Annotated in this window: 25 protein-coding genes; 9 read left to right on the forward strand and 16 right to left on the reverse strand. The window is 72.0% G+C overall.

Translation table 11 applies throughout. The features are described 5' to 3' along the window. The first annotated feature begins 207 nt into the window (after window positions 1-207). Window positions 208-969 (forward strand): SDR family oxidoreductase, encoded by a 762-nt coding sequence (locus tag ABZX61_RS27445; RefSeq protein WP_355198847.1) that lies wholly within the window; start codon window positions 208-210, stop codon window positions 967-969. Between the two features lie 362 nt (window positions 970-1,331). On the opposite strand, the gene ABZX61_RS27450 is transcribed toward ABZX61_RS27445, so the two are convergent. Both ABZX61_RS27450 and ABZX61_RS27455 read right to left on the reverse strand, forming a co-directional pair. Continuing rightward, the gene (locus ABZX61_RS27450) at window positions 1,332-1,802 is read right to left on the reverse strand and encodes a pyridoxamine 5'-phosphate oxidase family protein (protein ID WP_355198849.1); all 471 of its coding nucleotides are present in this window, start codon (window positions 1,800-1,802) and stop codon (window positions 1,332-1,334) included. A 65-nt stretch (window positions 1,803-1,867) separates the two neighbouring features. Then, entirely contained in the window at window positions 1,868-2,437 is a 570-nt protein-coding gene (locus ABZX61_RS27455) for a CGNR zinc finger domain-containing protein (RefSeq protein WP_355198851.1), read from the reverse strand. A 33-nt stretch (window positions 2,438-2,470) separates the two neighbouring features. Here ABZX61_RS27455 and ABZX61_RS27460 point away from each other — a divergent pair, with 33 nt between their 5' ends. After that, the gene (locus ABZX61_RS27460; protein ID WP_355198853.1) at window positions 2,471-3,349 is read left to right on the forward strand and encodes a hypothetical protein; all 879 of its coding nucleotides are present in this window, start codon (window positions 2,471-2,473) and stop codon (window positions 3,347-3,349) included. On the opposite strand, the gene ABZX61_RS27465 is transcribed toward ABZX61_RS27460, so the two are convergent. Continuing rightward, window positions 3,346-3,687 carry a VOC family protein gene (locus ABZX61_RS27465; RefSeq protein ID WP_355198855.1) on the reverse strand — a complete coding sequence of 114 codons (342 nt, stop codon included), beginning with the start codon at window positions 3,685-3,687 and terminating at the stop codon, window positions 3,346-3,348. The genes ABZX61_RS27460 and ABZX61_RS27465 overlap by 4 nt on opposite strands. 98 nt (window positions 3,688-3,785) lie before the next feature. On the opposite strand from ABZX61_RS27465, the gene ABZX61_RS27470 reads away from it, so the two are divergent. Both ABZX61_RS27470 and ABZX61_RS27475 read left to right on the forward strand, forming a co-directional pair. After that, a complete protein-coding gene (locus ABZX61_RS27470; protein WP_355199317.1) occupies window positions 3,786-4,088 on the forward strand; it encodes a metalloregulator ArsR/SmtB family transcription factor in 303 nt (100 codons plus the stop codon). Then, the gene (locus ABZX61_RS27475) at window positions 4,085-4,507 is read left to right on the forward strand and encodes an SRPBCC domain-containing protein (RefSeq protein WP_355198857.1); all 423 of its coding nucleotides are present in this window, start codon (window positions 4,085-4,087) and stop codon (window positions 4,505-4,507) included. Before ABZX61_RS27470 ends, ABZX61_RS27475 begins: the two co-directional genes overlap by 4 nt. Here the strand turns inward: ABZX61_RS27475 and ABZX61_RS27480 are convergent. The 5 genes from ABZX61_RS27480 to ABZX61_RS27500 are packed head-to-tail and all read right to left on the reverse strand — an operon-like array spanning window position 4,504 to window position 7,513. Beyond that, entirely contained in the window at window positions 4,504-4,716 is a 213-nt protein-coding gene (locus ABZX61_RS27480; RefSeq protein WP_185074419.1) for a hypothetical protein, read from the reverse strand. The genes ABZX61_RS27475 and ABZX61_RS27480 overlap by 4 nt on opposite strands. 3 nt (window positions 4,717-4,719) lie before the next feature. Next, window positions 4,720-5,454 (reverse strand): alpha/beta hydrolase, encoded by a 735-nt coding sequence (locus tag ABZX61_RS27485; RefSeq protein ID WP_355198859.1) that lies wholly within the window; start codon window positions 5,452-5,454, stop codon window positions 4,720-4,722. Beyond that, window positions 5,451-6,080, reverse strand: a complete 630-nt coding sequence (locus ABZX61_RS27490; protein ID WP_355198861.1) for a LysE family translocator — start codon at window positions 6,078-6,080, stop codon at window positions 5,451-5,453. The genes ABZX61_RS27485 and ABZX61_RS27490 overlap by 4 nt, the downstream gene beginning before the upstream one ends. Window positions 6,081-6,129: 49 nt before the next feature. Continuing rightward, window positions 6,130-7,101: a YafY family protein gene (locus ABZX61_RS27495; protein WP_355198863.1), complete on the reverse strand. Its 972-nt coding sequence runs from the start codon at window positions 7,099-7,101 to the stop codon at window positions 6,130-6,132. A gap of 40 nt (window positions 7,102-7,141) precedes the next feature. Next, a complete protein-coding gene (locus ABZX61_RS27500) occupies window positions 7,142-7,513 on the reverse strand; it encodes a helix-turn-helix domain-containing protein (RefSeq protein ID WP_350734301.1) in 372 nt (123 codons plus the stop codon). Window positions 7,514-7,591: 78 nt separating this feature from the next. Here ABZX61_RS27500 and ABZX61_RS27505 point away from each other — a divergent pair, with 78 nt between their 5' ends. Next, window positions 7,592-8,428 (forward strand): SDR family oxidoreductase, encoded by an 837-nt coding sequence (locus ABZX61_RS27505; protein WP_355198866.1) that lies wholly within the window; start codon window positions 7,592-7,594, stop codon window positions 8,426-8,428. Window positions 8,429-8,443: 15 nt separating this feature from the next. On the opposite strand, the gene ABZX61_RS27510 is transcribed toward ABZX61_RS27505, so the two are convergent. The 4 genes from ABZX61_RS27510 to ABZX61_RS27525 all read right to left on the reverse strand — a co-directional run bounded on the left by ABZX61_RS27510 (window position 8,444) and on the right by ABZX61_RS27525 (window position 12,172). Beyond that, a complete protein-coding gene (locus tag ABZX61_RS27510) occupies window positions 8,444-9,208 on the reverse strand; it encodes a TSUP family transporter (RefSeq protein WP_350734297.1) in 765 nt (254 codons plus the stop codon). 78 nt (window positions 9,209-9,286) lie between these two features. Next, window positions 9,287-10,234, reverse strand: coding sequence for a VWA domain-containing protein (locus ABZX61_RS27515; RefSeq protein ID WP_350734295.1), 948 nt, complete (start codon window positions 10,232-10,234; stop codon window positions 9,287-9,289). Further along, window positions 10,231-11,163 (reverse strand): DUF58 domain-containing protein, encoded by a 933-nt coding sequence (locus tag ABZX61_RS27520; RefSeq protein WP_350734294.1) that lies wholly within the window; start codon window positions 11,161-11,163, stop codon window positions 10,231-10,233. The genes ABZX61_RS27515 and ABZX61_RS27520 overlap by 4 nt, the downstream gene beginning before the upstream one ends. Before the next feature lie 7 nt (window positions 11,164-11,170). Next, window positions 11,171-12,172: an AAA family ATPase gene (locus ABZX61_RS27525; RefSeq protein ID WP_355198869.1), complete on the reverse strand. Its 1,002-nt coding sequence runs from the start codon at window positions 12,170-12,172 to the stop codon at window positions 11,171-11,173. Between the two features lie 55 nt (window positions 12,173-12,227). On the opposite strand from ABZX61_RS27525, the gene ABZX61_RS27530 reads away from it, so the two are divergent. After that, window positions 12,228-13,004, forward strand: coding sequence for a hypothetical protein (locus ABZX61_RS27530; protein ID WP_355198871.1), 777 nt, complete (start codon window positions 12,228-12,230; stop codon window positions 13,002-13,004). Between the two features lie 39 nt (window positions 13,005-13,043). After that, the gene (locus tag ABZX61_RS27535) at window positions 13,044-13,907 is read left to right on the forward strand and encodes a DUF2268 domain-containing putative Zn-dependent protease (protein ID WP_355198873.1); all 864 of its coding nucleotides are present in this window, start codon (window positions 13,044-13,046) and stop codon (window positions 13,905-13,907) included. 52 nt (window positions 13,908-13,959) lie between these two features. Here ABZX61_RS27535 and ABZX61_RS27540 read toward each other — a convergent pair whose 3' ends face one another. Beyond that, entirely contained in the window at window positions 13,960-14,604 is a 645-nt protein-coding gene (locus tag ABZX61_RS27540) for a response regulator transcription factor (protein ID WP_355198875.1), read from the reverse strand. Then, entirely contained in the window at window positions 14,601-15,821 is a 1,221-nt protein-coding gene (locus ABZX61_RS27545; RefSeq protein ID WP_350734285.1) for a histidine kinase, read from the reverse strand. Before ABZX61_RS27545 ends, ABZX61_RS27540 begins: the two co-directional genes overlap by 4 nt. A gap of 145 nt (window positions 15,822-15,966) precedes the next feature. On the opposite strand from ABZX61_RS27545, the gene ABZX61_RS27550 reads away from it, so the two are divergent. Both ABZX61_RS27550 and ABZX61_RS27555 read left to right on the forward strand, forming a co-directional pair. Continuing rightward, the gene (locus ABZX61_RS27550) at window positions 15,967-16,530 is read left to right on the forward strand and encodes an ATP-dependent Clp protease proteolytic subunit (RefSeq protein ID WP_355198877.1); all 564 of its coding nucleotides are present in this window, start codon (window positions 15,967-15,969) and stop codon (window positions 16,528-16,530) included. Between the two features lies 1 nt (window position 16,531). Continuing rightward, window positions 16,532-17,149: an ATP-dependent Clp protease proteolytic subunit gene (locus ABZX61_RS27555; RefSeq protein ID WP_350734283.1), complete on the forward strand. Its 618-nt coding sequence runs from the start codon at window positions 16,532-16,534 to the stop codon at window positions 17,147-17,149. Window positions 17,150-17,285: 136 nt separating this feature from the next. On the opposite strand, the gene ABZX61_RS27560 is transcribed toward ABZX61_RS27555, so the two are convergent. Continuing rightward, complete coding sequence (locus tag ABZX61_RS27560; RefSeq protein WP_355198879.1) at window positions 17,286-17,666, reverse strand: DUF2255 family protein; 381 nt, start codon at window positions 17,664-17,666, stop codon at window positions 17,286-17,288. Window positions 17,667-17,697: 31 nt separating this feature from the next. Continuing rightward, window positions 17,698-18,687 (reverse strand): aldo/keto reductase, encoded by a 990-nt coding sequence (locus ABZX61_RS27565; RefSeq protein ID WP_355198881.1) that lies wholly within the window; start codon window positions 18,685-18,687, stop codon window positions 17,698-17,700. Between the last annotated feature and the right edge of the window lie 12 nt (window positions 18,688-18,699).

Consider the following 18,699-nt stretch of genomic DNA (forward strand, 5'->3'; position numbering starts at 1 on the left):
TCGAGCCGGCGACCATGGCCGTCAGCATCGTCAACGGGAGCCGGCTGGTCGTGGGTGCGTCGGTGGTAGTCATGGCCGCACGGTCATTCCGCCTGAGAGCCGCCCCCGCGCAATCCTTTGCCGGACGATGCGCCGGCGAGGGCCGGGTGGTGGTCGCCATGGCCCGCTCGACGCGGTCGTACCCCTCGGGTGCTAGCTTGGCCGATCATGTCTGACTATCTGCGGGAGCTGTTCTCCCTCGACGGCCGGCGCGCCCTGGTGACCGGCGGCAGCTCCGGCATCGGGTACGCCATCGCCGAGGCGATCGGCCGGGCCGGAGCCGAGGTCGTGCTGGTGGCCCGCAGGGAGGGCGAGCTCGACAAGGCCGCCGCCCGCCTGCGCGAGCACGGCGTCACCGCCTCGTGGATCAGCGCCGACCTCGCCGACCGCGACGACGTCCGGCGCGTGTGCGCCACGGCGGGCGATGCCGACATCCTCGTCAACGACGCCGGCAACAACATCCGCAAGCCCATGGCCGACCTCACCGTCGAGGACTACGAGCGCACCATCGCCGTCAACCTCACCGCCCCCTACCTCCTCGGCCAGCACTTCGGCCCGAGGATGGCCGCCCGTGGCTGGGGCCGCATCATCAACCTCGGCTCCCAGCAGTCCATCAGCGCCTTCGGCGACAGCGGCGCGTACGGCACGGCCAAGGCCGCCATCGCCGGCCTGACCCGCTCCCAGGCCGAGGCGTGGTCGGCTCGCGGGGTGTGCGTCAACACGATCATCCCCGGCTTCGTGCTGACCCCGCTGACCGAGCCTGCCCAGGCCATCCCAGGCCGCGTCGAAACGCTCGCCGCCCGCCACATGGTCGGCCGCAACGGCGTGCCCGGGGACTTCGCGGGCGCGGCCGTCTTCCTGGCCGGGGACGCCTCCGCGTTCGTCACCGGGCAGATGCTCTTCGTGGACGGCGGCTTCTCCGTCCACTAGCCCCTTCCGGCGCCGAGGACTCACGCCAGGGGGAACGGCGGTCGCGGAAACGGTCCCATGCGGCCGGCCGCTCGCGGGAGCCGTTCTCCTCCACCGCCGCCCCTCCGAAACCGCCCGACCCTCGCGCAGGCGAGCCCGCCGTGGGCAGCGGCCCCCTTGCGGCCAGGGCCAACCGCTCAGGGCGACAGCCGCGACAGCAACGGCTGTCGCGGTGGCGGTCGCGGTGGCGGTCGCGGTGGCGGTCGCGGTCGCGGTCGCGGTCGCGGTCGCGGTCGCGGTCGCGGTGGCGGTGGCGGTGGCGGAGTCCGGCGGACTTCGGAAGGCCGGCTGGGGGCGAGGGCTTGGTGGTCCGCCGTGGGTCTTTACTTGCGGCGGATCTGGCGCAGCCCCACCCCTTCGCGCCAGGAGTCCATAACGATCTCGTCGCCCTCCACCCGCGTCCACACCACCTCCGTCAGCTCGATCCGGAACAGGTCCGACTCCTCGCTCGGCAGCCCGAACGACGCCAGCACCTCCCGGTCGGTGATCTCCACGGCCCGCCCGGCCAGCTTCACGTCGCCCTCCCACGACGACGGATCGCCCCCCTCCGGGGCGCTGGAGGTGACGTGGATCGCCATCCGCGGGTCGCGGCGCAGGTCGGACGCCTTGACCGCCCCCGGCATCGACCCCGTCCACAGCTCGCCGTCCCGGAAGCTGGTCTCGATGCCGCTGACCCGGGGCGAGCCGTCCTTGCGCAGCGTGGCCAGCACCTTGTGCCGGTACGCCTCCAGCAGCCGCCGCGCCGGCCCGGCCAGCTCCGCCGCCTGCTGCTCGAACTCCTGCCATGAAGCCATGGCCGTCATCATGCCCGCCGCCACCGACAGAACGGGCGACGCCGAGCGCGTGCAGGGTCCCGTGGTCAGGCGCGGCGGCGGGCGCGGTAGGCGCTGGCCTTGGCCCGGTTCTGGCAGGACAGGCCGCAGAACCGGCGCGAGGCGTTCCTGGTGACGTCGAAGAAGACCAGCTCGCACCCGCCCGCCTCGCAGGTCCGCAGCCGCCGGCCCTGGCCGACGCCGATCACCATGGCCAGGGCCGTGCCGGCGTCGGCGGCCCAGGCGTCGACCAGGTCCGCACCGGGGCCGTGGAAGGCCAGGACGGGCGGGTCGCCGTGCAGGTTGGGCACGGCCGCGTGGCGCACCAGGGCCGCGTTGAGGGCGGCGACGTCGCCGCTGAAGGCCAGGTGGAGCTCGGCGGCCACGTCCGCGAGCCGGTCGGCGTCCGCGCCGGTCAGCGCGCGGCTGGCCGGCCGGCCCTGCCGGTCGAACGCCGCCTCCAGCGCGGCCCGGCGGTCGGCGGGCGGGTCCACGGGGCGGCCGCGGGCCTGGGTGACGGCCAGCTCGTTCACCAGCAGGACGGCCAGCTCCGCCCACCTCCCGACATAACTGTCTATTTGCGATTGACCAGTGATGCGCCAAGCCTCTATCGTCACTGGCATAGCTTACCTAGACAGTGAGGGATTGCGATGAGCGCATCGTCCAGACTTGCCCGCCGCATGTGGCACCAGCTTGAGCCGATCCACGCGGTGCTCTACTTCTCGCCCCAGGCGTTCGAGGAGGCGGGCGCGCTCGGTTACGACGTGGAGTCGCGCTGGCCGAGCTATTTCGCCTACCGCACGGCCCCGCTCGGGCGGGCCGGCAGCCGGCTGGCCACCGCCGCGTACTACAGCTTCAGCCCGCGGATGATCGCCGAGCATGTGCCCGCCGCATGGGAGGTCGCCTCGCCCGAGCGGGTGCTCGAGGCCCGGATGACCGCCGTCGACCGCACGTACCGCGCTCTGCTGGGTGACAGGGTGACGGCGGACGCGGCGGTGGAGGCGGCGGAGCTGGCCAGGCGGGCCGCCGAGAGCGTGAGCGTGGCCGGGCGGCCGTTGGCCGCGGCCAACCTGGACCTGCCCTGGGCCGACGAGCCGCACCTGGTGCTGTGGCAGGCCGCCACCGTGCTGCGCGAGCACCGCGGTGACGGCCACCTGGCGGCGCTGCAGGCCGCGGAGCTGGACGGTTGCGAGTCGCTGGTGTCGTTCGCCGCGATCGGCGCCGCCCCCACGGCGAACTTCGCCGGGCGCGGCTGGAGCGAGCAGGAGTGGGACGCGGCCCAGGAGCGGCTGGCCGCCCGCGGGCTGGCCGGCCCCGACGGGCAGGCCACCGAGCGGGGGCGGGCGCTGCGTGACCAGGTCGAGCGGATGACCGACCAGCTGGCCGCGGAGCCGTGGCGGCTGCTCGGGGAGGAGCGCGCCGAGCGGCTGGCCCGGCTGGCTTCGCCGTTCCTCGGCGCGGTCTTCGAGGCCGGGCTGCTGCCGATGACCAGCACCCTTGGCATCGCCACCGTTAAAGCCCCCGACTAATCGAAACCGGGGGCGGGCTGCCAGAGGCTGATCTCCGTGCCCTGGTCGTCGGTGCAGGTGCAGCCGCGCCCCGACTTGCTGTCGTACAGCTCGCCGGTGTCGCCGCCCAGCTCCCGCACCCGCTTGACGGCCGCGTCGATGTCGGTGACGTGGTAGTAGATGTTCGGCTGCGAGGAGGGCCCGCGCGCGACCAAGCCCATCGGCACGGCCGTGTTCGTGACGTGCAGGTACGTCTCGTGCTCACGCCTGAACTCCCAGCCGAACAGCGCCCCGTAGAAGGCGGCCGCCCGATCCAGGTCCGCCACGGACAGCGTGTAGTAACCCAGCTCGACACTCATGTACGAACCTCCGCAATAATTGCCGCTAGCGTTAAGGATTAACAGCCTAACGGAAGCAGGCAATAATTAACACCAACGTTAACGAAATCGACGCGACGCTGGCCGCGCTCGCCGATCCCACCCGGCGCAAGGTCATCGACCTGCTGCGCGAAGGCCCGCGACCGGCCGGCGAGCTCGCGCAGGCCGTCCAGATGAGCGCCCCCGCCCTCAGCAGGCATCTGCGCGTGCTGCGGGCGGGCGGTCTCGTCCAGGCGGAGGCCGGCGGCGCCGACGCCCGCCTGCGCCTCTACACGCTGCGCCAGGAGCCGTTCACGGCGCTGCAGGCCTGGCTGGACCAGGTGCAGGCGTTCTGGGCCGAGCAGCTCGGCTCGTTCAAGGACCACGTGGAGCGCAGCCGGTGAACTCCGTCCAGGCCAGCGTCACCGTGCCCGTCGACCCGGCGACCGCGTTCCGGATCTTCACCGACGAGATCGACAGCTGGTACGTGCGCGGCCGCCACAGCTGGGTCGACCCGGCCCGCGCGGTCGCCATCCGCTTCGAGGACGGCTTCCTGCGCGAGCTGTGGTCCGACGGCGGCCACGTCGACACCGGCAGGATCCTCGCCTGGGAGCCGCCGAGCCGCCTCGTCTGGGCCGACCTGCTCAACGAGGGCGGCCGGATGGAGATCGAGGTGGCCTTCAGCCCGGTCGAGGGCGGCACCGAGGTGCTGCTGGAGCACCGCGGCCTGGACACGCTGCCCTCGGACGTGGCCGGACGCATCCGGCGCGGCTACTCCTGGAACATCGCGCTGCGCTGGTTCGCCGGCACGTGGGCGGGCTAGCGGCGGCCGTACTTCTTGTGCACGGCCTGCTTGCTCACCCCGATCGCGTCGGCGATCTGCGCCCAGGCCAGCCCCGCCACCCTGGCCCGCCGCACCTGGACCGCCTCCAGACGCTCGATCTCGCGGCGCAGGGCGGTCGTGGCGTGCAGTGCCAGCAGCGGGTCGTCGTCCTGCGCCTGCCGAAGGAGGGTCGCCAGGTCGTTCGTCATGTCCTAAAGGTAGTCCAGGAGCAGCCGGTTGATCTCCTCGGGACGTTCGAGGGCGGGCAGGTGCCCGGCCCAGTCCAGCTCGACCAGCCGCGCCCGGGGCAGCTCGCCGGCCAGGTGGCGGGCGCTCTCCTGGAAGTACGGCAGGTCGTGCGCGCCGGCCACGACCAGCGCCGGCACATCGATCTCCGCCGGCGCGAACTCCTTCTCGACCTGCGACGGCTCCGGATCGGCGGCCAGCTGCACCTCGAACGCGTGCCGCTGCATCTCCACCACGCGCCCGAACGTCTCCCGCGACGCCTCGGGCCCGAGCAGGGTGCGCGCGTTCAGCTCCGCCGCCCCCTCGACGTCGCCCGCCTCCAGCAGGCGCCCCTCCTCGTCCCAGTACGCCCGCAGGTCCGGCGTGGGCGCCAGGTTGGAGATGGGGTTCAGCAGCACCAGCCGGCCGGCGAGCCCGGCCGCCGCCAGCTCCAGCGCGACCCGGCCCCCGCCCGACGAGCCGACCAGCGCCGCCCGGCTCACCTCCAGCGCGGCCAGCAGCCGCGCCACGTCGTCGCTGTCGCTGTACGGGCCGTCCGACCGGTAGGGGCTGCGCCCGTACCCCCGGAAGTCCACCGTGATCACCCGGAAGCGCTCGGACAGGGCCTCCACCTGCGCGTCCCACATGCCCGAGTCGACCGACGTCGAATGCAGCAGCACGACGGGCTCGCCCGAGCCCCGCTCGGAATGCCAGATCGTCATCGTGACTCCGCCGCCAGCCGCACGCCCAGCCCGATCAGCACCACACCGGAGATCTGCTCCAGCCGCCGGCGCACCGCGGGCCGCCCCAGCACCGCCTTGGCCCTGGCCACCGTCCAGATGAGCAGCCCGTACCAGGCCAGGTCGACCAGCACCCACACGACGGCCAGCGTCGCGAGCGTGACCGGCACGTTCTGCCCCGGCGCGACGAACTGCGGCAGGAACGACATCGCGAACACCGCCGCCTTCGGGTTGGCCAGGCACGTCCCGAGGCCCGCCAGGTACGGCCCCCGCAGGCCCGGCACCACCGCCCCCTCGACCTCGGCCGCCCCATTGGTCAAGGGCGCGCCCTTGCGGGCCTGCCACAGCGCCTGGGCGCCCATCACGACCAGCACCACGGCGCCGACCACGCGCATCACGTCATAGGCCAGCTGCGAGGCCACCAGCAGCGCCGACAGGCCGAAGGCGGCCGCCAGCCCCCACAGCAGGATGCCGGTCTCGTTGCCGAGCGTGGCGGCCATGCCGGAGCCGCGGCCCGCGCGCAGCGTCTGGCGCAGGATGATGGCCGTGCTGACCCCTGGCGCCATGGCCACCAGAACGCACGCGCCTACGAAAGCGAGAAGATACATGCGCGGCATGTTCCCAGAAATCGCACCGGGAAGTCGCCTGATTATCGGCCTACTCGTACAGTTTGCGCAGCTCGGCGACCGCCTCGCCCATCAGCGCCCGCAGCTCCGGCGGCCCCAGCACCTCCACGTCGGCCCCCATCCGCAGCAGCAGCCAGCGCGCGTGCGTGATCGACTCGATCGGCACCGTCAGCGTCAGCCAGCCCTCCGGATCGGGCTCGCCGGCCGCGGCCAGCGCGGCGCCGACCACGTCGGAGCCCATCGTGTACGCCAGCAGCTCACCCCGGCCGGGGGCGAGCCTGATGACGGCCTCGGCGGTGTACATCCGCTCGCGGAACTCCTTGGCGTAGCCCTGCCAGAACTCGCCCAGGTCGAACCCCTCGGGCCGGGGGAAGCGGCCGGGCAGCGTCTCCACGGTCAGGATCCGCGCCACCCGGTAGGTGCGGGCGCCGCCGCCCGGCGGCGCGGCCACCATGTACCAGGACCCGCCCTTGAGCACCAGCCCGTACGGGTGGATCACCCGGTCGACCTCCTGCTGCCCCCAGCGCCGGTAGGTCATGTGCAGCGGCCGCCGGTCCCACACCGCCTCGGCGACCTCGCTCAGATGCGGCACGTCGTCGGCCGAGCGGTACCAGCCCGGCACGTCGAGCAGGAACCGCTCGCGCATCCGCGAGGCCTGCGAGCGCGGCTCGGGCGGCAGCGCGGCCAGCAGCTTCAGCTCCGCGGTGGCGGCCACCTCGGCCAGCCCCAGCTCGGCCGCCGGGCCGGGCAGCCCCGCCAGGAACAGTGAGGAGGCCTCCTCGGCGGTCAGCCCGTTGAGCCTGGTGCGGTAGCCGTCGAGCAGCTGGTAGCCGCCCGCGGGCCCCCGGTCGGCGTAGACCGGCACGCCGGCCGCCGACAGCGCCTCCACGTCGCGGTAGACCGTGCGGACCGACACCTCCAGCTCCTCGGCCAGCTCCGGCGCGGTCATGCGGCCGCGCGACTGCAGGAGCAGGAGCAGCGAGAGCAGGCGGCTGGCACGCATGGCCCCATTGTAGGAAAGCGGCCCGCGGGAAAGCGGCCGTTCAGCGGGCGGCGTACTCCTCCCGGGAGGACACCACCTGGGGCATGCGCCCCTCCGCCCACTCCAGGAGGGGGATGAGCCGCTCGGCGGCCTCCCGGCCCAGCTCGGTGAGGCTGTACTCGACCTTGGGCGGGATCGAGGACTCGGCCACGCGCAGCACCATGCCGTCGCGTTCGAGCGCGTGGAGGGTCTGGGACAACATCTTCTCGCTCACCCCGTCGACCCGGCGGCGCAGCGCGTTGAAGCGGTAGGGGCCCTCGTACAGGGCCACCAGCGCCAGGATCGCCCAGCGACCGGTGATCGTCTCCAGCACCGAGCGCGAGGCGCACCGGCGCGAGAAGACATCGGCCACCAGCTCTTCGAACTCCTCCATGGAAACCAGCGTACGCGTTCGTTGGTACTTTCTGATAGAAAGCACTAACCAAATCGCTGGTACTGAATGGGAGAAATCATGATCGTGGTGACCGGAGCCACCGGGCAGCTGGGCCGGCTGGTGATCGAGGAGCTCAAGAAGCGCGTCCCCGCCGAGCAGGTCGTCGCCGCCGCGCGTACCCCGGAGAAGGGCGCCGACCTCGGCGTCGAGGTGCGCCAGGCCGACTACGACCGGCCCGAGACGGTCAGGAGCGCGCTGCGGGGCGCCACCAGGGTGCTGCTCATCTCCGGCCTGGACCCCAACCGCCTGCAGCAGCACTCGACCGTCGTGGACGCCGCCAAGGAGGCCGGGGCCACGCTCGTCTACACCAGCGCGCCCGGCGCCGACACCACCGAGGCCCTCCTGGCCGCCGACCACCGGGCGACCGAGGAGTACATCAAGGCGTCCGGGGTGACGTACACGATCCTGCGCAACAACTGGTACAACGAGGTCTACGCGCCGGCGATCACGGCCGCCCCGCAGCTCGGCGCCGTGCACGGCGCCGCCGGCGACGGCCGGGTGGCCTCCGCCTCCCGCGCCGACTACGCCGCCGCCGCGGCCGCCGTGCTGACCGGCGAGGGCCACGACGGCAAGGTGTACGAGCTGTCCGGCGACACGACCTGGACCCGGGCCGACCTGGCCGCCGAGATCGCCGCGGCCACCGGCACGGAGGTCGTCTACCAGGACCTGCCGAAGGACGAGTACGCGGGCGTGCTGGCCGGCGCCGGCCTGCCGGTGCCGTTCGCCGAGATGATGGCGGACGTGGACGTCAACATCGCCCGCGGCTGGCTCTCGCACACCCCCGGCACGCTGCGCGACCTCATCGGCCGCCCCACCCAGCCGATCGGCGAGTACGTCCGTTCCCTCCTGGCCTGACCCCGCGGCGCGCCGTCAGCCGCCGAACTGCTGCCACGCCAGCCTGGCCACCAGGGCCACCACGACGCACAGCAGCACGATCCGCACGAAGCCGGTGCCCCGCTTGAGCGCCATCCGCGCGCCGAGCTGGGCGCCGGCCACGTTGCACACGGCCATGCCGAGCCCGAGCCCCCAGTTCAGGTGCCCCTGGAGCCCGAAGACCACCAGCGCCCCGAGGTTCGTCCCCACGTTGATGATCTTGGCGGACGCGGAGGCCGAGACGAAGTCCAGCCCGAGGATGGTGGTGAAGGCGATGATGAGGAACGTTCCCGTGCCCGGCCCCATGATGCCGTCGTAGAAGGCGATCCCGACCCCGGCCACCGCCACCGCGGCCAGCACCCGGCCGCGGGTCCGCAGGTGCGGCACCGGCACGGCCCCGAGCGCGGGCCGCAGCGTCACGAACGCGGCCACCCCGAGCAGCACCACCATGACGACGGGCCGCAGCACCTCGGCCGAGATCGCCGCCGCCGCCGACGCCCCGAGCCCGGCGCTCAGCACGGCCAGCCCGGCGCCGGGAAGCGCCACCTGCCGGTCGATCTTGGTGGAGCGGGCGTACGCGACGGCCGCCGAGGTGGTGCCGAAGATCGACGACAGCTTGTTGGTGGCCATCGCCTCGACGGTGGGCAGCCCCGTCATCAAGATCGCGGGGAGCTGCACCAGCCCGCCCCCGCCCACGACGGCGTCGACCCACCCCGCCCCTGCCGCCGCGACCAGCAACACCAGGACCTGCTCCAGCGGCACGCCACTCCCCCGATTTCCCCCAAGAAACCCCAAGAGTGTACAAGTCACACAGCAAGCGGCCTTGAGGGAGGGGTGACGTCAGGGGATCCGGGAGCCGAACAGCACCGCCGCGCCCGCCACCAGCAGCCCGGCCAGGATCGCGGCCACGATGAACCACTGGGTGATCTCCTGGTTGACCAGCTTGTAGCCGAGCGAGGTGCCGATCTGCTCGTAGACCTCGCGCAGCTCGCTGCCGGACTCGGCGGTGTAGGCCCGCCCGCTGGTCCCGTCGGACAACGACTGCAGGGTCTGCTTGTTGACCGGCACGTTCACCGGGCGGCCGTCGATGTTGACGGTGCCCTCCTGGGTGCCGTACGCGATCGTGGAGACCGGCACGCGGGCCTGCTGGGCGGCGTCGATGGCCTCGTTCACGGACCTGCCCGAGGTGTTGTCGCCGTCGGACAGCAGCACGATCGCGGCCGGCGGCGGGTCGGTGGCGGCCTGCTGGTCGAACGAGCGCAGCGAGTCGAGCGAGTTGAAGACGGCCTCGCCGATCGCGGTGCCCGGGCGGGTGGTGAGGGTGCCGATGGAGGTGACCACGGCCTGGTGGTCGGTGGTGGGCGAGATGACGACGTTGGCGGAGCGGGCGAAGGACACCACGCCGACGTTGAAGCGGTCCGGCAGCTCCCTGACGAACGCCTGGGCCGCGGCCTTGGCGGCGTTGATCCGGTCGGGCTGGACGTCGTCGGCGTCCATGGACAGCGACACGTCCAGCGCGATCATGATGGTGGCGCGGTCGCGCGGCACGCGTACCTGGTCGGCGGGCTTGGCGGCGCCGACGACCAGGAGCGCCATCATGAGGAGGAACAGCGCGGGGCCGACGTGGCGGCGCCAGCCGGGGCCGGCGGGGGCGACGAGGTCGAGCAGGGCCAGGTTCGTGAAGCGCACGGTGTAGCGGCGCCGGGCGAACATCGAGACGATGTACCCCGCCACCAGCAGCCCCACCAGCAGGAACAGCCAAAGCCAGCCGGGGGCCAAGAAAGTCACGTAGGTCTCCTGTGGGCGAGATGGCTCATGCGGCGCTGGCGGAGGACGAACTGCGCGATGTCGAACACCCAGTCCCGGTCGGTACGCAGCACGAGGTGCGCGATGCCGGCGCGGCGCAGCGCCACGCGGGTGCCCTCGCGCTGCAGGGCGGCCGCCTCCGCGTACGCTTGCCGAACCTTGGGTGAAAGATGCACTTCGCGTACCTTCCCGCTCTCGGGGTCGGTGAACGCGACCCGCCCCACGTCGGGCAGCTCCAGCTCGCGCGGGTCGATGACCTCGACCGCCAGCACCTGGTGACGGGCGGCCAGCCGCCTGATGGGGCGCTCCCAGGGGCGTTCGGCGTCGGGGTCGAGGCTGGGGCGGGCGTCGAGGAAGTCGGAGACGATCAGCCGCACGCCGCGCCGCCTGCGGCTGGCCGACAGCACCTCGATGCCCTCGGCCAGATCGGGCGCGTCGGGCACGATCCGGCCGCGCGGGGCGTCCATGAGCGAGTGCAGCAGCCCGTACAGGGCCGGGCGGCCGGTGCGCGCGGGCATGCGGTGCACGTACTCGTCGTGCAGCACCAGCGCGCCGAACCGGTCGCCCAGCCTGCTCGACAGGAACCCGATCGCGCCGACCGCCGCGACCACCAGGTCGCGTTTGTCGGTGTCGGCGGTGCCGAAGTCCATGCTGGGCGACAGGTCGGCCAGTGCCCAGGTCTCCAGCTCGCGGTCGGCGATCAGGTCGCGTACGTGCGGGACGGTCGTGCGCGCGGTGACCGCCCAGTCCATGCGGCGCACGTCGTCCTCGCCGGGCACGTACACGCGGCTGTCGCCGGCCTCGCTGCCCGGCCCCGGCAGCAGCCCCTGGTGGGCGCCGTGCAGCAGCCCGTCCAGCCGCCGGGTGACCGTCAGCTCCAGCCGCCTGAGCGCCTGTTCGGCCGTGTTCACAGGCCGCTCACCGGTTCTGGTTCCAGACGACGAGGGGCGGGGGCACGGCCTGCAGGATCTGTTTGACGACCTGCTCCGGGTCGACGCCGTCGGCCAGGGCGTCGAAGGTGAGCATGAGCCGGTGCGACATCACGTCCACCGCCACGTCGCGTACGTCGTCGGGCAGCATGTAGTCGCGGCCGCGCAGCAGGGCCAGCGCCCGCCCGGCCGAGACCAGGCCCAGCGTGGCGCGGGGGCTGACGCCGATCTCGATGGTGTCGATGAGGTCGGGCAGGCCGTAGTCGGCGGGGCTGCGGGTGGACATGACCAGCCGCACCACGTAGTCGGCGACGAGCTGGTGCACCGAGACCTGCTCGGCCGCCTCCTGCAGCGCCAGCAGCTTGTCGGGGTCGAGCACCCGCTCGGGGACCGGCGGCTTGACGCTCATCCGGTGGAGGATCTCCAGCTCCTCGTGCGCGCTGGGGTGCGGCACCCGTACCCGGAACAGGAACCGGTCGCGCTGCACCTCCGGCAGCGGATAGACGCCCTCGGACTCGATCGGGTTCTGGGTGGCGAGCACGATGAACGGCCTGGGCAGCGGATGGGTGACGCCGGCGAGGGTGACCTGCCGCTCGGCCATCACCTCCAGCAGCGCGGACTGGACCTTGGCCGGGGCGCGGTTGATCTCGTCGGCCAGCAGGAAGTTGACGAACACGGGGCCGAGCTCGACATCGAACTTCTCGTTGGAGGGGTGAAAGACCCGGGTGCCGATGATGTCGCTCGGCACGAGGTCGGGGGTGAACTGGATCCGGGCGAACGTGCCGCCCACGACAGTGGCCAGGGTGGAGGCGGCGAGGGTCTTGGCGACGCCTGGGACTCCTTCGAGCAGGCAGTGCCCGCGGGCCAGCAGGGCCACGATGAGTCTTTCGACCATGTGGTCCTGGCCGACGATGACACGCCGGACCTCGTCGAGACTTTGACGCAGCAGTGCCGCGTCGTTTCCGCCTGGCAACTCTTCGGCGACGCTCATGACGCCATTCCACCAAACGCGCCGCAAACGTGCACGACGCCACGTCTGTGCTTTCATGGCAAACGTGGCAAGTCCCCTGCAGTACGGCGATCCACCCCGGCTGGGACCTTACGTGGTCCAGGCCCGCCTGCACACTGCCCCGGCCGGCTTCGTGTACCTCGGCCAGGCACCCGACGGGCGCGCGGTGTCCGTCGCCGTGCTCACCCGAGGGGCCGCGCTCGACGCCGCCGCCCGTGACCGGTTCGTGACCGCGATCAGGGAGGCCAGGGGCGAACGGTCCGGATTCCGCGGCTGGCTCGGACGTTCCGGGCGGTCGCGGAGCGCGGTGCTGGACGACACGCCCGACGTGCTCGGCTTCGACGGCGGGCACGCGCCCTGGGTGGCGGTCCCGTACGTGCCCGGCCGGCCCGGGGCCGAGCGTTTCCTCGATCCCGTCATGGTGGGCGGGACGTTCATCGGCGAGGCGCACGGGCCCGACTTCGTGCCGTACTGGCTGACCGACCGCGCGCCGGCGCTGCCCGGCCCGACGCGGCAGCGCAGGCCGCTCACCGAGACCCGCAAGCGGGTCCTGATGGCCGCGCTGGCGCTGGTGTTGCTGCTGATGCTGGTGACGGCGATCCTGCTGCTGCTGTTGCTGGGCCGGCGCGACAGCGAGCCGCAGCCCCGGCAGCTGCCGCCGACGGTGTTCGTGCCGACACCGCCGCCGACGCCGGCCAGCCCCGAGCCGCGGCCCTCGCCGTCGACGTCGCCCTCCCCGTCGGAGAGCGGGCAGGTCACGCCCGGTCAGACACCGGGCGACGAGATGGGTGAGGAGTCCCCGCTGTTCCATTAGTTTGAGCCTGACGTAACAGGAGGCTTTAGCTTCCGCGGCATGGAATTCATCGTTCACGACACCCTCACGCCGATGGCCGCCCTGCTGCGCGAGCCACTCGAACGGCGGCCCGGCGCGCTGCGGGACATCCTGGAGCCGACGCGCTCGGAGATCCCGATGCCCGGCGACATCGTCGACATCCACCACCAGGGCGGCGGCTTCCGGGTCGACGCCGACGATCCGCGCTACCTGCCCGCCGTCCAGCGCATGATCGACGCCGACGTCCTCGGGCAGGTGCGCCGGGAGCTGGAGCGCGCCTCCGACCGGCTGCGCGACGCCAAGCAGCGGGAGTCGGTGCAGGTCATGCTCATGTTGGGCAATCCGGACAACGAGCATTTGATGAAGGTGGGCGGCGGCTACTACGGCATGGGCGGCTCGCCCGGCTGGCTCTACCTGCTGGCCTGGCCGTCGGACGAGGTGATCGGCCGGATCGGGCACCTGGCGGTGCACGAGTTCCACCACAACGTCCGCTACACCAACGTCGAGTGGAACCCGATGACCGTGACCGTGGGCGAGCACGTGGTGGCCGAAGGGCTGGCCGAGGCGTTCGTACGGGAGCTGTCAGGGGCCGAGGCCATGGGGCCGTGGTCGTCGATGGTGAGCGGGGAGGCATACGAGCGGGCGTACGAGCTGATCATGGCGGACTTCTCGCTGGCCGGGATGCAGCACACGTCGAAGTACGTGGTGGGGGACAGCGTGGCGCGCATGTTCGGGCAGGAACCGCGCGGCATCGCCGACATGGCGGGGTACGCGGTGGGACTGCACCTGGTCGACCGGGCCCTGGCCGCCACCGGCCTCACGGCCACGGAGGCGACCGTGCTGCCCGCGGCCGAGCTCCTGCGCCGCGCCGCCATCCACCCCTGACGTCCTCGCCCGCCCCCGAAGGACCCCACGGGCCCCTCGGGGGGACGCCGTCTCAGCTCGGCGAGACGAAGCCCGACTCGTACGCGGCGATCACGGCCTGGGTCCGGTCCCGGGCACCCAGCTTGGCCAGCACGTTCCCCACGTGCGTCTTGACCGTCTCCTGGCTGACGACCAGCTCGGCGGCGATCTCGTGGTTGGACAGCCCTTTGGTCATCAGCCGCAGCACATCGCCCTCACGGCCGGTCAGCCGGTCGATCCCGGCCACCCGTCCCGGGCCCTGGGACCGGCGCCCGGCCAGCGCCCGGATCGCGGCCGGGAACAGCAGCGACTCCCCCGCCGCGACCAGCTTGACCGCCTTGATCAGATCGTCCGGCCTGGTGCGCTTGAGCAGGAAGCCGCTGGCCCCGGCCCGCAGCGCGTCGTAGACATGGTCGTCGTTCTCGAACGTGGTCACCACCAGCACCTTCGGCGGCGCGTCCAGGGTCAGCAGGCGCTCGGTGGCCTGGATGCCGTCGAGCGCGGGCATCCGGACGTCCATGAGGACGACGTCGGGCCGCTCACGGCGGACCAGGGGCAGGACGGCGGCGCCGTCCGCGGCCTCGCCGACCACGGTCAGGTCCGGCTCGGCGTCGATGATGATCCGCAGTCCGGCGCGGATGAGGTCCTCGTCGTCGGCGATCACGACTCTGAGCGTCATGGGCTCGACCGTAGCGGCAGACGCACCGTGACGCTCCATCCGGCCTCCGTGGGGCCCGCGTCCAGTTCGCCGCGCAGTAGCCGGACCCGCTCGCGCATCCCCGTCACGCCCCTGCCTCCGGGACCGCCGCCGGTCCCCCGTCCCGGGTTGGTGACCTCGAGCCTCAGGTCGTCGTCCTGTACGGCGGCGGCCAGGCGTACGGGGCCGTGGCCGTGCTTGATGGCGTTGGTGAGCGCCTCCTGGAGGATGCGGTACGCCTCCCGGGAGACCACGGCGGGCACGGCGGACAGGTCACCCACCTCCTGCCGCACCTGAGCGCCCGAAGCGGCGACGAGCTCGTCGAGGTCGGCCAGCGTGGCCTGCGGCGCCCTGCCCCGCCCCGGATCGCCATCACTCCGGGAGCCACCGGCCCGGTCGTCTTCGCGGAGCACTCCCAGGACGTGGTCGAGGTCCTCCAGGGCGGTGCGGGCCGACTGCTCGATCGCGGCCAGGGCCTTTCTGGCGATCTCCGGATCACGGTCGAGGACCCGGCCCGCGGCGGCGGCCTGCAAGGTGACGACGCTGAGCGCGTGCCCGACCGAGTCGTGCAGCTCGCGGGCGAGGCGGTTGCGTTCGGCGAGCGTACGGGCGTGCTCTTCGGCGGCGGCCAGGCGTTCGGCCGGGGTGGGGCCGAGCAGGACGGGAGCCAGCCTGGCCAGCAGCTCGCCCGCGCCCGCCACCGTCGCCACCAGCGCCCCCAGCAGCGCCAGCCCGCCCAGCGGCCACAGCACCGCGGGCCATCCCGGCTCCACGACGACGCCGATGACCGGGGTCGCCCGCCCGGCGAACGGCAGCGCGAGCGTGACCAGCGTGAACGGCACGATGGCCAGCGTGGAGCCGCTGAGCAGCCCGCCGACCGCCAGGTGCAGGGTGAACCAGGCGGCGGTCCGGCGTCGCTCCTGCCAGGTGCGGCCCGCCTGCCTGGGTGGGCTCTCGACGTGCGCCCCGAGCAGCCCTTGCGCCGCGTTCACCTCCAGGGCCCGGATCGGCAGGAACAGCCCGGTGACGGCCACCACCGGCAGCACCGCCACGAACACGCCGATCTGGATGGGCAGCAGCAGGTTGGCGTTCTGGCCCTGCCACTGGGCCGCGATCAGGACGCCGGTCATCATGTACGGCATCAGCAGCGCGCCGCCCAGGATGAGGCACGCCCATCGGCGGGGCAGGTTCCTTCTCACATCCGCGATTGTATGTCGATGGATATTCGCTCTCGGTGGAATGCGCCCTTAGAGAAATGCGCCCCCAGCGAAATAATTCCAGAATTCACATCCGCCGGGTCTAGCGTTTTTCTCGGAAATACCCAGCACAGAAAGGCGACCGGTCATGACGGAGACCCAGCGTGCGGCCTGGCCAGACCAGCTCAGCCAGCGCCTGCTGAAAGAGCGGATCGTCGTCCTCGGCCAGGAGGTCGACGACGAGATTTGCAACCGGCTCTGCGGGGAGCTCCTATTGCTGGCGGCCGAAGACCCACACCGCGACATAACGCTTTACATCAATTCGCCGGGCGGGTCCGTGACCGCCGGGATGGCGCTCTACGACATGATGCAGTTCATTCCGTGCGATGTGGCGACGGTGGCGATGGGGTTCGCCGCCTCCATGGGGCAGGTGCTGCTGACGGCGGGCGCCAAGGGCAAGCGCTACGCCCTGCCCAACTCCCGTGTCGTCATGCACCAGCCGCTCGGCGGCATCGGCGGCTCGGCCAGCGACATCCAGATCCAGGCCGACAACATGCTCTACACCAAGCGCCGGATGGCCGAGATCATCGCCCGCCACACGGGCCAGCCGCTGGAGCGCATCCAGGCCGACTCCGACCGCGACCGCTGGTTCACCGCCCAGGAGGCGCTCGACTACGGCATCGTCGACCACATCGCAGAAGGGATGAACTGATATGAGCGGCCGCTATGTGCTGCCCTCGTTCACGGAGCGCACGTCGTACGGCATGAGGGAGATGAACCCGTACAACAAGCTCTTCGAGGACCGGATCATCTTCATCGGCGCCCCCATCGACGACACCGTGGCCAACGACGTGATGGCGCAGCTGCTCACGCTCGAGTCGCTCGATCCCGACCAGGACGTCAGCCTCTACATCAACTCTCCCGGCGGCTCGTTCACCGCCATGATGGCCATTTACGACACCATGCAGTACATGCGGCCGGAGATCCACACCGTCTGCATCGGCGAGGCGTCCTCGGCCGCGGCGGTCCTGCTGGCGGCGGGCTCGCCCGGCAAACGCGCCGCCCTGCCGCACGCCCGCGTCCTGCTGCACGAGCCCCACACTGAGGGCGGCCGCGGGCAGGGCAGCGACCTGGAGATCCACGCCAGGGAGATCCTGCGCATGCGCGACCAGCAGGAGGAGATCCTTTCCCGGCACACGGGGCGGGGGATCCTGGAGATCAGGAAGGACATCGAGCGGGATCGGATCTTCACGGCGGAGCAGGCGCGCACGTACAGGCTGGTGGACGACATCTACGCCTCCAGAAAGCGCACCCTGACCCCCACCCGCTGACCCCCACCCCTCCCCCGGCCCCCGCCCCAGGCGCCCAACCAAGCACCGAAACCCAAGGCTGGAGCCGGGGGCCCCGCGTCCGAACACCCCACACCTCCGGCCGACGCGCCGTGAGGCGGGTGACCCAAGGCGGCGGTCATGGTCGCGGCAGGAGCTTCAGGGTGGTGGCTCGGGCCTGGGCGGCGACCATGGGGACGACGTAGGTGCTGCCGTAACGGCGGTACTTGGTGCGGTACTCCGCATCGATCCGGTCGTTGACGCCCGGATCGTTCTCCTCGGCCAGGGCGACGTCCTTGTCGATGCCGCCGGCGGTGATGTGGGCGTGGTGGCCGGCCCTGGCGGTCCGGTACCAGGCTCCGTCGCTGCCTCGGTAGGAGCGGATGTAAAGATCGTCACCGTCACGGACGACCCAGATGGGCACCGGTGTGCGCGGCGTGCCGTCGTCGCGGACGGGCGCGATCCGCAGCTCCTCCGCGGTGCCGATACGGGCGAGCTCGTCGCTGGTCCATGAAGTCATGGCGGATGTCCTTTCCTGTGGTGGTGGCCGATCACAGGCCGGTCATGCGTTCCAGGTGTTCGGGATAGCGGGCGCCCTGGATGTCGATCTTCGCGGCGGCGGCGTCGATGTGTTCGAGGTCGTCGGTGGTGAGCTCGACGTGGGCGGCGGCGACGTTCTCCGCCAGTCGCTCCGGCCTACGAGTGCCGGGGATCGGGACGATCCAGGGCTGCTGGGCCAGCAGCCAGGCCAGCGCGATCTGTGCGGGTGTGGCGCCCTTGCGCCGGGCGATGGCGCCCAGGAGATCGACGAGTGCCTGGTTCGCCTTCCTCGCCTCGGCGGTGAAGCGCGGGATGCTCGCGCGGATGTCGTTGCGGTCGAAGGTGGTGGCCGCATCGACGGTGCCGGTGAGGAATCCTTTGCCGAGCGGGCTGTAGGGGACGAAGCCGATGCCGAGTTCTGCCAGGACCGGCAGGACCTCCTGTTCGGGCCTGCGCCACCACAGGGAGTACTCGCTCTGCACGGCGGTCACGGGCTGGACGGCGTGGGCGCGGCGGATGGTGCCGGCGGCTGCCTCGGACATGCCGAAGTGCCGGACCTTGCCGTCCTGGATGAGCGTTTTGACCGCTCCGGCGACGTCCTCGATCGGCACCCGCGGGTCGACGCGGTGCTGGTAGTACAGGTCGATCACGTCGATGCCGAGCCGCTGGAGCGAGCCGTCGACGGCCTGCCGGATGTGCTCGGGCCGGCTGGAGAGCCCGGTCTGGCGGCCCTCGGCGTCGAACGCGAATCCGAACTTGGTGGCGATCACGACCTGATCGCGGACGGGGGCGAGGGCCTCGCCGACCAGCTGCTCGTTGCGGAACGGCCCGTAGACCTCGGCGGTGTCGAAGAACGTGACGCCGCGCTCCACCGCTGCCCGGATGAGCGCGATCATCTCCTCCCGGCTGCCGGGGTTGGGGCCGTAGCTCTGGCTCATGCCCATGCAGCCGAGGCCGATCGCCGAGACCTCGAGATCACGGCCGAGAGTTCGCTTGTCCATGGTCGGCTCCTT

The organism is Nonomuraea sp. NPDC003709 (assembly GCF_040610775.1).
Taxonomy (GTDB): domain Bacteria; phylum Actinomycetota; class Actinomycetes; order Streptosporangiales; family Streptosporangiaceae; genus Nonomuraea; species Nonomuraea angiospora_A.

Bases quoted from the DNA above. Each gene is read 5' to 3' on its own strand.
- ABZX61_RS27535 (WP_355198873.1), top strand. From the start codon at position 13,044: ATGGAATTCATCGTTCACGACACCCTCACGCCGATGGCCGCCCTGCTG.
- ABZX61_RS27500 (WP_350734301.1), bottom strand. From the start codon at position 7,513: ATGGAGGAGTTCGAAGAGCTGGTGGCCGATGTCTTCTCGCGCCGGTGC.
- ABZX61_RS27565 (WP_355198881.1), bottom strand. From the start codon at position 18,687: ATGGACAAGCGAACTCTCGGCCGTGATCTCGAGGTCTCGGCGATCGGC.
- ABZX61_RS27505 (WP_355198866.1), top strand. From the start codon at position 7,592: ATGATCGTGGTGACCGGAGCCACCGGGCAGCTGGGCCGGCTGGTGATC.
- ABZX61_RS27555 (WP_350734283.1), top strand. From the start codon at position 16,532: ATGAGCGGCCGCTATGTGCTGCCCTCGTTCACGGAGCGCACGTCGTAC.
- ABZX61_RS27480 (WP_185074419.1), bottom strand. From the start codon at position 4,716: ATGACGAACGACCTGGCGACCCTCCTTCGGCAGGCGCAGGACGACGAC.
- ABZX61_RS27490 (WP_355198861.1), bottom strand. From the start codon at position 6,080: ATGTATCTTCTCGCTTTCGTAGGCGCGTGCGTTCTGGTGGCCATGGCG.
- ABZX61_RS27495 (WP_355198863.1), bottom strand. From the start codon at position 7,101: ATGCGTGCCAGCCGCCTGCTCTCGCTGCTCCTGCTCCTGCAGTCGCGC.
- ABZX61_RS27525 (WP_355198869.1), bottom strand. From the start codon at position 12,172: ATGAGCGTCGCCGAAGAGTTGCCAGGCGGAAACGACGCGGCACTGCTG.
- ABZX61_RS27460 (WP_355198853.1), top strand. From the start codon at position 2,471: ATGAGCGCATCGTCCAGACTTGCCCGCCGCATGTGGCACCAGCTTGAG.
- ABZX61_RS27530 (WP_355198871.1), top strand. From the start codon at position 12,228: ATGGCAAACGTGGCAAGTCCCCTGCAGTACGGCGATCCACCCCGGCTG.
- ABZX61_RS27485 (WP_355198859.1), bottom strand. From the start codon at position 5,454: ATGACGATCTGGCATTCCGAGCGGGGCTCGGGCGAGCCCGTCGTGCTG.
- ABZX61_RS27445 (WP_355198847.1), top strand. From the start codon at position 208: ATGTCTGACTATCTGCGGGAGCTGTTCTCCCTCGACGGCCGGCGCGCC.
- ABZX61_RS27540 (WP_355198875.1), bottom strand. From the start codon at position 14,604: ATGACGCTCAGAGTCGTGATCGCCGACGACGAGGACCTCATCCGCGCC.
- ABZX61_RS27465 (WP_355198855.1), bottom strand. From the start codon at position 3,687: ATGAGTGTCGAGCTGGGTTACTACACGCTGTCCGTGGCGGACCTGGAT.
- ABZX61_RS27560 (WP_355198879.1), bottom strand. From the start codon at position 17,666: ATGACTTCATGGACCAGCGACGAGCTCGCCCGTATCGGCACCGCGGAG.
- ABZX61_RS27450 (WP_355198849.1), bottom strand. From the start codon at position 1,802: ATGGCTTCATGGCAGGAGTTCGAGCAGCAGGCGGCGGAGCTGGCCGGG.
- ABZX61_RS27550 (WP_355198877.1), top strand. From the start codon at position 15,967: ATGACGGAGACCCAGCGTGCGGCCTGGCCAGACCAGCTCAGCCAGCGC.